General features: G+C 71.4%; 10 protein-coding genes and 1 riboswitch. Of the genes, 7 read left to right on the top strand and 3 right to left on the bottom strand.

The genetic code is table 11. From position 1 onward, the window contains the following. A partial coding sequence (locus G3I40_RS39565; RefSeq protein WP_164559652.1) for a DUF5691 domain-containing protein occupies positions 1-1,330 on the top strand: 1,330 nt, incomplete at its 5' end. A gap of 358 nt (positions 1,331-1,688) precedes the next feature. Here the strand turns inward: G3I40_RS39565 and G3I40_RS39560 are convergent. Then, on the bottom strand, positions 1,689-2,105 hold the full coding sequence (locus G3I40_RS39560; RefSeq protein WP_164559651.1) for a cobalamin B12-binding domain-containing protein: 417 nt from the start codon (positions 2,103-2,105) through the stop codon (positions 1,689-1,691). A 434-nt stretch (positions 2,106-2,539) separates the two neighbouring features. Between G3I40_RS39560 and G3I40_RS39555 the strand changes: the two genes are divergently transcribed. Next, positions 2,540-3,541: an alpha/beta fold hydrolase gene (locus G3I40_RS39555; protein WP_164559650.1), complete on the top strand. Its 1,002-nt coding sequence runs from the start codon at positions 2,540-2,542 to the stop codon at positions 3,539-3,541. 213 nt (positions 3,542-3,754) lie between these two features. Next, positions 3,755-5,329 carry a M23 family metallopeptidase gene (locus G3I40_RS39550; protein WP_343245167.1) on the top strand — a complete coding sequence of 525 codons (1,575 nt, stop codon included), beginning with the start codon at positions 3,755-3,757 and terminating at the stop codon, positions 5,327-5,329. A 43-nt stretch (positions 5,330-5,372) separates the two neighbouring features. On the opposite strand, the gene pcrA is transcribed toward G3I40_RS39550, so the two are convergent. Continuing rightward, complete coding sequence (pcrA, locus tag G3I40_RS39545; protein WP_164559648.1) at positions 5,373-7,889, bottom strand: DNA helicase PcrA; 2,517 nt, start codon at positions 7,887-7,889, stop codon at positions 5,373-5,375. Between the two features lie 545 nt (positions 7,890-8,434). Further along, positions 8,435-8,604: riboswitch (cyclic di-AMP (ydaO/yuaA leader) on the top strand. A 6-nt stretch (positions 8,605-8,610) separates the two neighbouring features. On the opposite strand from pcrA, the gene G3I40_RS39540 reads away from it, so the two are divergent. After that, positions 8,611-9,798, top strand: coding sequence for a C40 family peptidase (locus G3I40_RS39540; RefSeq protein ID WP_164559647.1), 1,188 nt, complete (start codon positions 8,611-8,613; stop codon positions 9,796-9,798). A gap of 25 nt (positions 9,799-9,823) precedes the next feature. Next, positions 9,824-10,819, top strand: coding sequence for a tellurite resistance/C4-dicarboxylate transporter family protein (locus G3I40_RS39535; protein ID WP_343245166.1), 996 nt, complete (start codon positions 9,824-9,826; stop codon positions 10,817-10,819). Here the strand turns inward: G3I40_RS39535 and G3I40_RS39530 are convergent. Beyond that, positions 10,797-11,150: a hypothetical protein gene (locus tag G3I40_RS39530; RefSeq protein WP_164559646.1), complete on the bottom strand. Its 354-nt coding sequence runs from the start codon at positions 11,148-11,150 to the stop codon at positions 10,797-10,799. The two genes, G3I40_RS39535 and G3I40_RS39530, sit on opposite strands and share 23 nt — an antisense overlap. A gap of 300 nt (positions 11,151-11,450) precedes the next feature. On the opposite strand from G3I40_RS39530, the gene G3I40_RS39525 reads away from it, so the two are divergent. Next, positions 11,451-12,497, top strand: coding sequence for a C40 family peptidase (locus G3I40_RS39525; RefSeq protein WP_164559645.1), 1,047 nt, complete (start codon positions 11,451-11,453; stop codon positions 12,495-12,497). Positions 12,498-12,531: 34 nt separating this feature from the next. Next, positions 12,532-13,002 (top strand): sigma-70 family RNA polymerase sigma factor (locus tag G3I40_RS39520; protein WP_343245165.1); only part of this gene is annotated, 471 nt, incomplete at its 3' end.

Below are 13,002 nucleotides of genomic sequence, written 5' to 3'. Positions count from 1 at the left end.
CCGCGGCACGGCCCCCGACCTGCTGGAGCTGTTGCCGCAGTGGCTGGCGGCAGCCAACGGGCACGGTTATGCGCCGCCCCCCGAACTCCTGCCGGCCCTGCTCGACGCGGCGCGCGGCCGCACCGACCTGCGCCCGGCGGCCCTCACGTTCGCGGGCCCGCGCGCGCTGTGGCTGGCCCGGCTCAACCCGGACTGGAAGTTCGCCCTGCGTGCCACTCCGGGCGCGGGCACCACGCTGCCGATGCCGGAGGAGACGGACAAGGTCCAACTGCTCTGGGTGGAGGGCCTGTTCGCGGAGCGGGTCGCGCTACTTGCGGCCGTCCGGGCCCACTCCCCGGAGGCGGCCCGCACCCTCCTGGAGGGGACGTGGAGCACGGAGCGCGCCGAGGACCGCCTCATGTTCCTGGACTCCCTGCGTACGGGTCTGACCGACGCGGACGAGCCGTTCCTGGAGCGAACCCTGACCGACCGCAGCCGCAACGTACGGGCGACGGCGGCCGAGCTGCTCTCGGCACTGCCGCACTCCGCGCTCGCCGCACGCATGGCGGACCGGGCCCTGTCCTGTGTGGCGCTCGACCGCACGACGCACACGGTCACCGTGGAGGCACCGCACGAGTGCGATGCGGCGATGGAGCGCGACGGCGTCGTGGCCAAGCCGCCGACGGGCCGGGGCGAACGGTCATGGTGGCTGGGCCAGTTGGTGGAGGCGGCGCCGCTGGACCGCTGGCCCGCGAGACTCGGCGGCCGCACGCCGCAGGAGATCGTGGCGTTGCCGGTCGCCGACGACTGGCGGAGCGAGTTGCATGCCGCCTGGTGCCGCGCCGCGGTGCGGCAGCGGGACATCGGCTGGTCCCGGGCGCTGCTCGGGGCGCCGACGTCCCCGGACGCCGCGGGCCCCGGCGCGGTGTCGCTCGCGGAGCGGGCGAAGCTGCTCGCGGCGCTGCCGGGGGCGGAACGGGCGGAGTGGGTCGCGGGGTTCATCGCGGCGCACGGCCTGTCCGAGGCGTTCCAGCTGCTCGGGGTGTGCGCGACACCCTGGGCGCCTCCGCTCGGGCGGGCCGTCGTCGACGCGCTCAACATCGCGCGGGACGCGGGGAGTTACCCGTGGAGCTTCAGCGGAGTGATGGGCCTGGCCGAACGGTGCCTGGACCCGGACGAGGCGGCACGCCTCGAAGGGCTCACTGCCGCGGTGGAGGAATCGGAGGATGCGGCACCGGGCGCCGGAGGGTACTGGTCGGAGGCGTTCCAGCGGCTGGTCGGCACGTTGCGGCTGCGCCGGGCGATGCGCGACGAACTCCACTCGGCGACGCGGCCCACGCAACCGACGTAACTCACAGGGTCCACGGACCCCACGGACCCCACACCCAACGGAACCCGCAAGCCCCCACAGACGAACCCACGAGGAGGACCCCACAACTCACAAAGAGACCCACGCACCGCACGTGATCCACAGAACCCAGCGCCCGACACCCCGCCGACCACGGGGCCAGGCGGACGGACGCCCCGCCCACCACAGGGCCACGCCGACGCCCCGTCACCGCACGGTCGGGCCTACGCCCCGGCCAGCGAGCCGGTCCTACGCCCCCCAACCACCGCACGGCCCAGGCTGACGCCCCGTCACCACAGGGCCAGGCCGACGCCCTGGTCGATGCCCGGCCACGCCGACCCCCGTCACCGCGCGGCCGCGCCTACGCCCCGGCCGGCTGCCGGACGTTGGCGCGGACCCAGTCCACGATCGACGCGGTCGTCGCACCCGGCGTGAAGATCTCCGCGACGCCCTTGTCCTTCAGCGGCGCGATGTCGGCCTCGGGGATGATGCCGCCGCCGAAGACCTTGATGTCGGCGGCATCGCGCTCGGCCAACAGCTCGATGACGCGCGCGAACAGGGTGTTGTGCGCGCCGGAGAGGATGGACAGGCCGATCGCGTCGGCGTCCTCCTGGATGGCGGTGTCCACGATCTGCTCGGGCGTCTGGTGCAGCCCGGTGTAGATGACCTCCATACCGGCGTCGCGCAGCGCCCGCGCGATCACCTTGGCCCCGCGATCGTGGCCGTCGAGCCCCGGCTTCGCGACGACCACGCGGATCGGACCGGCTGCCACACCCATCACTGCCTCCATGAAGTGACTGATCCCCGAGGATCTGGTCCCCGTGGACCTGATGCCCGGGTTCCGGATATCCCATCCCGGACACCCGAAGTGAACGAACGTTATCGACAGCATCCCGCAACCGGCCGTTTCACGGTGCGGACCGAGGGGGAAATCACACGGTGGGACACGTTCGCTGCGCGCCCGTCCGCACCACGCGACAGCACCGCCGCATCCGGTTCGGGCGCCAGGGAGCCGCTTTCGAGGACGCCGGGCCACCGTGCCGACAGCCGCACGGCATGGTGGCACGGTGCGTTCGGCCATCACGGGGACCGCACGGGCCGATGAGTCGGCACATCAGGCCCGGCCCGCCGCCGTGGGACCGCTTCGTCCGGCTCCCCATGAGCGCACACGGGGTCAGGGACGGCCTCGGTGTGCCGACGGGAGGTTGGCCGGTGAAGGTCACGAGGATCCTGCCCTTTCGCCCGCTCTGTCATCTGCTGCCCACCAGGCTGGCCGGTCTGTCGATCGCACTCCTGAAGGCGACCGCACTGGAACTGGCGATCCTCGCGGGGCATCTGCTCCTCTACCCCTCCGGCGTGCTCCCCGAGCGAAGGCAGCCCTTGGCGCTACCGCCAAAGCCCTCGCCCTCCCCCAGCACAACCACAACCACGACCACGACCACGACCACAGCCACGACCACAGCCACAGCCACAGCCACAGCCACAACAGCCCTCTCCACCACGCCGCTCACAGACGCACCCCGCCCCCCAGCCGCACCCCCGGACACAGCACACCTGCCCACGCCCGCCAAGCCCCCGGTGCTCCTGCTGCACGGGTTCATCGACAACCGCTCGGTGTTCGTGCTGCTGCGCCGTTCGCTGGCCCAGCACGGCCGGCAGCAGGTCGAGTCGCTCAACTACTCCCCCCTCACCTGTGACATACGGACCGCGGCCGCCCTGCTGGCCCGGCACGTGGAGGAGTTGTGCGAGCGGACGGGGCGGGAGCGAATCGACGTCGTGGGCCACAGCCTGGGCGGGCTGATAGCGCGCTACTACGTTCAGCGGCTGGGCGGCGACAAGCGGGTGCGCATCCTCGTCACGCTCGGCACGCCGCACGCCGGTACCCGGATCGCCCGGCTCGCGGACGCGCATCCGATCGTGCGGCAGATGCGCCCCGGCTCCTCCGTCGTCGAGGAGTTGAAGCAGCCCGCCCCCGGCTGCCGTACGCGCTTCGTGAGTTTCTGGAGCGATCTCGACCAGTTGATGGTGCCGCTCGAGACGGCCTGCGTCGACCACCCGGACCTGCTCGTGCAGAACGTGCGGGTGACCGGTATCGGGCATCTGGCGCTGCCGGTGCACCCGGCCGTCGCGACCGGCATCCGGCAGGCGCTCGACGCCTCCGCGGGCGAGGAAGCACGTGCCGCCGGCTCCGTCGGGGGTCTGACCGTGGCGTGACCGGGGAGCCCCAGGAACCCCACGCTTCCCGGTAAGACGTCGAACGCACGTCGAACTCAGAGCCAAAGCTGTGCCCACAGTTCACCGAAAGGCGGCCGATTGCCCGTTTCCGCGGGGCATGAAACCTGCCGAAGATTGTCGCGCCCTCGTACCGCCGGGTACAGTCACCGCACTGCTCTGCCAGCCCCTGTTGTCGAGGCGAAAGAGAAGTTGGTGAACGACCGTCATCCGTCGGGGACCGCGTACGACGCGGCGTACGACGGTTACTCCACGACCAGCTTCGCCGCCGACCCCCTCTTCGGCGATCTGCCGGGGAACGACCCGTACAGCACCGGTACCCACGACACCGGTTCCTACGACACCGGCTCCGGCTCCTTCGGGACGGGGGCCTTCGAGACGGGTTCCTACGACACCGGTTCCTACGACACGGGCCAGTGGCCCGCGGCCGGTCACCAGCAGTACGCGGCCCCGTACGCCTCACCGGCGTACGACCACACGAGCGGCTACGACACCGGCAGTTACGACACGACCGCCATGTGGGCGGGCGCCGGTGCGGGCGCCGGTTACGAGCAGCAGCACACCGGGCAGTGGCCCGCGCAGTCCTACGAGACGCAGACCTTCGAGTCCCCGGTCTTCGGTACGACGGCGTACGACACGGGCGCGTACGACGCCACGGCGTGGAACTCCGACGCGAGCACGGCGGCGACCGCGGTACAGGACACGCCCCACACGCACGCCATGCCCCACGTGCAGGACGCGTCGCACACCCAGGCCATGCCCCACGTGCAGGACGCGTCGCACACGCAGCCCATGCCCCAGGTGCAGGACACGCACGAGCACATCCCGGACCAGTACAGCCCCGCCGAATACGCCCAGGCACACGACGAGCACGGGCCCGAGCACGCGCCGCACGGGTACGCGTCCGGCCCGGACCCCGAGCGGGCCCCCGACCCGGATCCGACGTCCGCCGAACCGACGGCCTCGGAACCGACGTCCGCCGAATCGGCCTCGGGCGAAGGGGAGTTCACCCCGCGTGCCGCGCCCCGCGGCGGCCGGTCCCGGCGCCGCACCCCCACCAGGCGCTCCGCGCTGCTGACCGTGGCCGTGCCCTCGGTGTGCGTCGTCGGGGTCGCCGGAGTCGCGGCGGCGTCCGTGATGGGCGGCGGGGACGACGGCAAGGACACGCAGGCGGCGTCGGCGCCCGACGCGACCGCGGTGAAGCCCGCCGTCGCCAACAACAAGCTGGACACGCAGCTCAAGGAGATGTCCGCGGACGCGGGCGACTTCGCCGACCGGGCGAGCCGCACGCAGGAGCGGATCGACCTGAAGGCCAAGCAGGAGGCCGACCGCAAGAAGGCCGCCGCGGAGGCCAAGCGCAAGGAGGCGCTGCGGCCCAAGTTCGCGCTGCCCATCAAGCAGCGGGGACTGAGCGCCTACTACGGGCAGGCCGGCATCAACTGGATGTCCGTGCACACGGGCATCGACTTCCCGGTCTCGTACGGGACCGAGGTGATGGCGGCGACGGACGGCACCGTGCGCACGCAGTGGAACAGCGCGTACGGGAACATGGCGATAGTCACCGCCAAGGACGGCACGGAGACCTGGTACTGCCACCTGTCCACGCACACCGTGATGAGCGGTCCCGTGAAGGCCGGTGACGTGATCGCCCGCTCGGGCAACTCCGGGAACTCGACCGGCCCGCACATGCACTTCGAGGTGCGGCCCGGGGGCGGCTCGGCGATCGACCCGCTGCCGTGGCTGCGCAGCCACGGCCTCGACCCGACGTAAAACCGCCCCCTGCTCCTGCCCGCCCTGCGCCGGGCGCTCTACCTCACAGCTTCTCGACCGGCGCGTACCGCAGGAGCAGTCGCTTCGGCTTGGGGTCCCCGAAGTCGATGGTCGCCTCCGCGTTGCCCCCGGAGCCGCCGACTCCCACCACCGTGCCGAGGCCGAACTGGTCGTGCGTGACGCGGTCGCCGACGGCGAGGGACACCACGGGCTTCTCGGTGGCGCGGCGGGTGGCGAACGCCGGGGTGGTGCGGGAGCGCGACGACGAGAGCGACGCGGCGATCCCGCCGCCGATCCCCTTGGCCGAGCTCGCGGGCGCGGGCGTGGAGCCGCCCGTGCGCTTCCACTCCAGATGCGCGTCCGGGATCTCCTCCAGGAAGCGGGACGGCGGGTTGTACGAGGGGTGGCCCCAGGCGCTGCGCATGCCCGACCGCGTCAGGTACAGCCGCTCCCGCGCGCGCGTGATGCCGACGTACGCGAGGCGCCGCTCCTCCTCCAGCTCCTTGGTCTGACCCAGGGAACGCATGTGCGGGAAGACGCCGTCCTCCATGCCGGTCAGGAAGACCACCGGGAATTCGAGGCCCTTGGCGGTGTGCAGGGTCATCAGGGTGATGACGCCGCTGCCGTCGTCCTCCTCGTCGGGGATCTGGTCGGAGTCGGCGACGAGGGCGACGCGCTCCAGGAAGTCGGAGAGCGTACCGCCGCTCGCCTCTTCCTGGTTCTCCTCCGCCGCGCCGGACTCCTGCTCGAACTCCAGGGCCACGGCGGCGAGTTCCTGGAGGTTCTCGATGCGGGTCTCGTCCTGCGGGTCGGTGGAGGACTGCAACTCGGCGAGGTACCCGGTGCGTTCGAGGACGGCCTCCAGGACCGTCGCCGGGCCCGCGCCGGACTCGACGACGGTCCGCAGGTCCTCCATCAGCGTGTTGAACCGCCTGACCGCGTTCGTCGAGCGGGCGGCCATGCCGTACGCCTCGTCGACGCGGCGCAGCGCCTGCGGGAAGGAGATCTTCTCGCGCTGGGAGAGCGCGTCGATCATGGCTTCGGCGCGGTCGCCGATGCCGCGCTTGGGCACGTTCAGGATGCGGCGCAGCGGGACCGAGTCCTCGGGGTTGGCGAGGACGCGCAGGTAGGCCAGCACGTCGCGGACCTCCTTGCGCTCGTAGAAGCGCACTCCGCCGACGACCTTGTAGGGCAGGCCGACGCGGATGAAGATCTCTTCGAAGACACGGGACTGCGCGTTGGTCCGGTAGAAGACGGCGACGTCGCCCGCCTTCGCGTCGCCCGCGTCGGTGAGCCGGTCGATCTCCTCGGCGACGAACTGCGCCTCGTCGTGCTCGGTGTCCGCGACGTAGCCGGTGATCTGGGCGCCCGCGCCCTGGTTCGTCCAGAGGTTCTTGGGGCGGCGTGACTCGTTGCGCTCGATGACCGCGTTGGCCGCGGAGAGGATCGTCTGCGTGGAGCGGTAGTTCTGCTCCAGCATGATCGTCGTCGCGTCCTTGTAGTCCTCCTCGAACTGGAGGATGTTGCGGATCGTGGCGCCGCGGAACGCGTAGATGGACTGGTCCGCGTCACCGACGACGCACAGCTCGGCGGGGTCCGCGTCGTTGCCCTCCGCGTCCTGGGCCGGTCCGACGAGCTCGCGCACCAGCGCGTACTGCGCGTGGTTCGTGTCCTGGTACTCGTCGACCATGACGTGCCGGAAGCGGCGGTGATAGTGCTCGGCGACGTCCGGGAACGCGCGCAGCAGGTTGACAGTCGTCATGATCAGGTCGTCGAAGTCCAGCGCGTTGGCCTCGCGCAGCCGCGACTGGTACATCGCGTAGGCCTGGGCGAGGGTCGCCTCGAAGCCTCCCCCGGACTCCGTCCGGGAGGTGCCCCCCGCCACGGTCGCCGCGTAGTCCTCCTCGTCGATCAGCTCGTTCTTCAGGTTGCTGATCTTGGCGCTGAAGGACTTCGGCGGGAACTTCTTCGGGTCCAGGTCGAGGTCACGGCAGACCAGGGCCATGAGGCGCTTGCTGTCGGCGGCGTCGTAGATCGAGAAGGAGGAGGTGAAGCCGAGCTTCTTCGACTCGCGCCGCAGGATGCGCACGCACGCGCTGTGGAAGGTGGAGACCCACATGGCGCCCGCGCGCGGGCCGACGAGGGCCTCGACGCGCTCCTTCATCTCGCCCGCGGCCTTGTTCGTGAACGTGATCGCGAGGATCTGGCCGGGGTGCACTCCGCGCTCGGCCAGCAGGTAGGCGATGCGGTGCGTGAGGACGCGGGTCTTGCCGGAGCCGGCGCCCGCGACGATGAGCAGGGGGCTGCCGCCGTGCACGACGGCAGCCCGCTGGTTCTCGTTCAGCCCGTCGAGGAGGGCTGCCGGGTCGAGGACCGGGCGCGGGGCGCCGCCGCGGTAGTACGCGTCCCTGGCCGGGGGCACGTCGAACTTCCCGCCGAACAGGTCGTCCGGGATCGGCTCCGGCGCCGGTCCGTCGTGCTCGTCCTCGGGCGGCGGCGGGGGCTCCTCGGTCCGGTTCTGGAGGCCCGCCAGGAAGTTGTCGTCAAAGAGGCTGCTCATCGCCTTACGAGTTTAGGCCGCCCCACTGACACCCCGCCGCCACCTTCACAACACCGTCCAAAAACACAGGTCAGAGCAGGTCACAGCCCCCGGACCCATCGGAGCCGGCTACCCGGCGATCTTGCGCCGCCCCACTCCATGACCACCCCGTCACGGTCCGCGACCGGCCGCGACCGACCGCGACGTGACGTACGCAGCACCGTCCCGACCCGGCCCCGGCCCCGGCCCCGGCCGCGACCCCGCCGGAGCCGAGGGGAGCCGTAGGGAGCCGAAGGGAAAACAAGTCGGCGCACCCCGCACCCCGCACCCGCACCCGCACCCGCACCCGCACCCGCACCCCGACGAAGCCTCCACCCGACACGCGGGACAACCCGGCACAGATCAGCCCGGATCAGCCGCATCGAGGCAGCTCAGGAGCCGGGCAGTCATCAAGGTCACGAAAATGTATCGGGCATATCGCACATCAACCTTCACAGCAGCAACACGAGTTGGCTACGGTGCTGCGCGGGCAGCCCGTCCCCCCGCCCGCGATCAACGCGGCGAACGGGCAGCCCCCGCCGAGTTCCGTACGCCGCGAGGCAGGGAACCGGGGACCCACCGACCTTTGGGGTGAATCGGGCCGACGTCCCGGCAGTGCCGGGCAGTTGACCGTAGGGCAGCCTTCCGTACGCCCGAACCCGACAGCTAACCCGGTAGGCGGACCACGGAAGGAGTCGCCTCCTTGGCGTCGCACCGCAAGCCCCGCGCCCGCTCCCGAATCACGGGCGGCCTTCGTACGACCCCCGCGGTCGGCATCACGACCGCCGCCCTCACCTCGGTGGCCCTGCTCTCGCAGACGGCGCAGGCCGCTCCCGCGCAACCGGCGAAGCCCAGCCTCGAAGAGGTGCAGAAGAAGGTCGACACCCTGTACCGGCAGGCCGAGGTCGCCACCCAGAAGTACAACTCCGCCAAGGAGCAGACCGACGGCAAGAAGAAGCAGGTCGACAGGCTCCTCGACGACATCGCCAAGCGCACCGAGAAGATGAACTCGGCGCGCCAGGAGCTGGGCCGGTTCGCCGCCGAGCAGTACCGCTCGGGCGGCGTCAGCAACACCGCGACGATGCTCCTCGCCGACAACCCCGAGGACTACTTCGCGCAGGACCAGCTGCTGAGCCGGATGACGTCCGAGCAGAAGAAGGCCGTCGACGACTACCAGCAGCAGCAGCGCGAGACCGCGAAGAAGCGCACCGAGGCGCAGGAGAACCTGCAGCAGCTCACCTCCTCGCAGACCGAGCTGGAGACGTCGAAGGCGAGCGTGCAGACCAAGCTCTCCGACGCGCGGCAGCTGCTGTCGAAGCTGACCGCCGAGGAGAAGGCGCGGCTCGCGAAGATCGAGAAGGCGAAGGAGGAGGCGGCCCGCAAGAAGGCCGCCGAGCTCGCCGAGAAGCAGAAGGCCGCGGAGGAGAAGAAGCGGCAGGAGGCCGAGCAGGCCGCCCAGCAGGAGGACTCCTCGTCGGGCTCCTCGTCCGGTTCCGGCTCCGGCTCCTCCGGCAGCACGTCGTCCGGTTACGCCGCGAAGGCGGCGAAGGCCCTCGCCTTCGCCAAGTCCCAGGAGGGCAGGCCGTACGTGTGGGGGGCCACGGGCCCGGACTCGTACGACTGCTCCGGTCTGACGCAGGCCGCGTGGAAGGCGGCCGGCATCTCGCTGCCGCGCACCACCTGGGACCAGGTGGAGGCCGGCACGACGGTCTCCCTCTCCGACATCCAGCCGGGCGACCTGGTCTTCTTCTACGACGACATCAGCCACGTCGGGCTCTACCTCGGTGACGGCATGATGATCCACGCGCCGAAGCCGGGCGCGTACGTCCGCGAGGAGTCCATCTACTACGACGGCACGGCGTCGATCCACAGCGTGGTGCGCCCGGCCTGAGGCCGTCCGCGGTTACGTTCGGGCGGTGCAGCACCGCCCGGACGTGACCCCGCGCCCCCTTCCCGCCGCCCTGTGGGCCCAGCTCCCGCCCGCCGCCGGAGCCGCCGTCATGGCGACCGGGATCGTCTCGGTCGGGTTCCACCTCATCGGTCAGGACGTCCTGTCCGCGATCCTGTTCGTCCTCGCGGCGGCGCTGTGGGTGCTGCTCGCGGCCGACTTCGTGCTGCGTCTCGTCCGCGAGCGCAGCCGGTGGGAGCACGAGGCGGACACGCCGCCCGCGCTGACCGCGGTCGCGGCGACGTGCGTGCTCGGCACCCGGTGCTCGCTGGCCGGCTGGCAGTGGCTCGCCGAGGCGCTGCTCGTGCTCGCCGTGGTCGTGTGGCCGGGGCTGCTGTTCGTCGTCGTGCGGCACTGGAAGCCGAAGATGCCCGGGGCGGTGTTCCTCGTGTGCGTGGCGACGCAGGGGCTCGTCGTGCTGGGCGCGACGCTGTCGGCGGCGCTGCGCGTGCACTGGCTCGGTTACGCGGCGGTGGTGGTGTTCTGGTTCGGGCTCGTGCTGTACGTCGTCGCGTTCACCCGGTTCGATCCGCGGCAGGTGTGCGCGGGGGCCGGGGACCACTGGGTCGCGGGCGGCGCGCTCGCCATCTCGGCGCTCGCCGCGGCGAAGCTGGTGCTCGCGGGCCGCGCCGGTGACCTGTGGAACTCCGACGTGACCGGGGTGCTGCGCGACATGTGCGGGGTGCTGCTCGCGCTCGACGTGGCCTGGTACGTGGTGCTCGCGGTCGCGGAGGTCCTGGAGCCGCGGTTCACCTACGACGTGCGGCGCTGGTCGACGGTGTTCCCGATGGGGATGACGGCGGTGGCGGCGCTGTCGGTCGCCACCGCGGTCGAGACGTCCTGGCTCAAGGGGCCGGGGCAGGTGCTGCTGTGGATCGCCTTCGCGGCCTGGGTCCTCGTGGCCGTCGGAGCGGCCGGGTCGGTGCGCTCCGCCGGGTCCCTCAGGTCCACAGGACCGCGATGAAGATGTTGGCGACCGTCAGCCCGCCGACCGCGGCGAACAGGCCCTTCTCCGCCTTCTCCTCGTCGCGCTTCACGTAGACGATCCCGAGGATGACGATCAGGATCGCGAGCTTCACGCCGATCTTGATGTTGTTGACGGTGTTGTCGTCGGCCTGGTTGAGGCCGACGAGGGCGACACCGGTGACCAGCATGGTCAGGGCGCCGTGCAGCATCGCCCTGTTGAAGCGGGCGGTGCCCTGCCCCATCGCCGACATCTGCGTGAGGAAGCCGCCGAGCAGCGAGGCGATGCCGATGATGTGCAGGCCGACGAAGAGATGGATGAGTACGTCCATGGTCCCGGAGCCTAATGGGGTGCCCGGCGCGGACCGTCGGCGGGCTTCTCCGGACAGTGCGCGGTCACCCTCTGGCACTGCCCGTAACAAACGGACCAGTTGTGAACAATCCGCCACCAACCCGTTACGCCGAGGTTTAGCGTCCTTCCTCAGGTGACCGGCTCCCCACCGCCGCCCGGGCCAGGGGCGGCAGTCGGACACCACCGCCGAGAAAGGTCCGGCGGCGGCCCGCTCCCCCTGTGCGGGCCGCCGCCGGACGCGCGCGAGGCGGTTGTACGTTCCGGAAGGACGTGGCGTTTAGTGCCGGCAGCACATCGCAGGCCCAAACAGCGTTCGCTCAGTGGCAGTACGGTCCGCACCGCGGCCACCCTCGCCCTCGCCTCCGCGGCCACCGCCACCGCCTTCGAGGGCGGCACGGCGCACGCGGAGCCGCACCTCACCCCCGCTCAGGTGAAGGCGAAGGTCGACAAGCTCTACCAGGAGGCGGAGGTCTCCACCGAGAAGTACAACGGCGCGAAGGAGAAGGCGCGGAAGGCGCAGAAGGAGGTCGACTCGCTGCAGGACGAGGCGTCCCGCAGGACCGAGGCCCTCAACTCCCAGCGCCGACAGCTCGGTTCGGTCGCGGCCGCGCAGTACCGCGACGGCGGCGTGGACCCGTCCGTGGCACTGCTGCTGTCCTCCACCCCCGACCGGTACCTGGACGAGGCGTCCCTCACGGACCGCGTCGGCACCCGGCAGGCCGCCACGATCACCCGGGTCCGCAAGGAGCTGCGCGAGATCGACCAGCTGCACACGCAGGCCGACGGCTCCCTCTCCGAACTGCGCGGCAAGCAGCAGGAGTTGCAGCGGCAGAAGAAGACGGTCACGAAGAAGCTCGGCGAGGCGAGGCAGCTGCTCGACCGGCTCGATCCGGCGGACCGCTCCCGCGTCACCGATCCCGCGACCGACGACCGCGCCTCCCGCTCGGCGCCCAGGGACGAGGTGGGCAAGGCCACCAACTCCCGCGCCGCCGCCGCCATTTCCTACGCGCAGAACGCGCTCGGCAGCCCCTACGTCTGGGGTGCCACCGGCCCGAACGCCTTCGACTGCTCGGGCCTGACGCAGGCCGCGTACCGCGCCGCGGGGGTCTCCCTGCCGCGCACCACGTACGCGCAGATCAACGCGGGACGGCGCATCCCGCGCTCCCAACTCCAGCCGGGCGACCTGGTGTTCTTCTACTCAGGGATCAGTCACGTCGGCCTCTACATCGGCAACGGCCAGATGATCCACGCCCCGAACCCGAGCGCGCCCGTGCGGGTCGCGCCGATCGACCAGATGCCGTTCGCCGGGGCGACGCGGGTCTCCTGAGCGGCCTCCGCGAACGGCGTGGTCTACTGCCCCCGTGACCGAAAACGACGCGATACGCGCGCTGCACGCGGGGGAACTGGCCGAACGGTTCGAGGAGCAGCGGCCCCGGCTGCGTTCGGTGGCGTACCGCATCCTCGGCTCGCTCAGCGAGGCGGACGACGCCGTGCAGGAGGCCTGGATCCGTGCGGACCGCGCGGACGCCGACGAGGTCGACAACCTCGCCGGGTGGCTGACCACGATCGTCGCCCGGGTCTGCCTGAACATGCTGCGTTCGCGCGACACGCGCCGCGAGGACCCGCTCGACGCGCTCGGCGCCGGGGCGGGCGACATGGCGCCAGCCCCGGAGGACGAGGCGCTGCTCGCGGACGAGGTCGGGGTGGCGCTCCTGGTGGTCCTGGACACGCTCTCGCCCGCCGAGCGCGTCGCGTTCGTCCTGCACGACACGTTCGCGGTGCCGTTCGAGCAGATCGCGCCGCTGCTCGACCGCTCCGCCGCCGCCGTGCGC

The organism is Streptomyces sp. SID14478 (genome assembly GCF_010548525.1).
Taxonomy (GTDB): Bacteria; Actinomycetota; Actinomycetes; order Streptomycetales; family Streptomycetaceae; genus Streptomyces.
Note: the sequence above shows the minus strand (reverse complement) of the source record. Positions and strands in the feature narration are given on the sequence as shown.

Bases quoted from the DNA above. Each gene is read 5' to 3' on its own strand.
- G3I40_RS39560 (WP_164559651.1), bottom strand. From the start codon at position 2,105: ATGGGTGTGGCAGCCGGTCCGATCCGCGTGGTCGTCGCGAAGCCGGGG.
- pcrA (WP_164559648.1), bottom strand. From the start codon at position 7,889: ATGAGCAGCCTCTTTGACGACAACTTCCTGGCGGGCCTCCAGAACCGG.
- G3I40_RS39530 (WP_164559646.1), bottom strand. From the start codon at position 11,150: ATGGACGTACTCATCCATCTCTTCGTCGGCCTGCACATCATCGGCATC.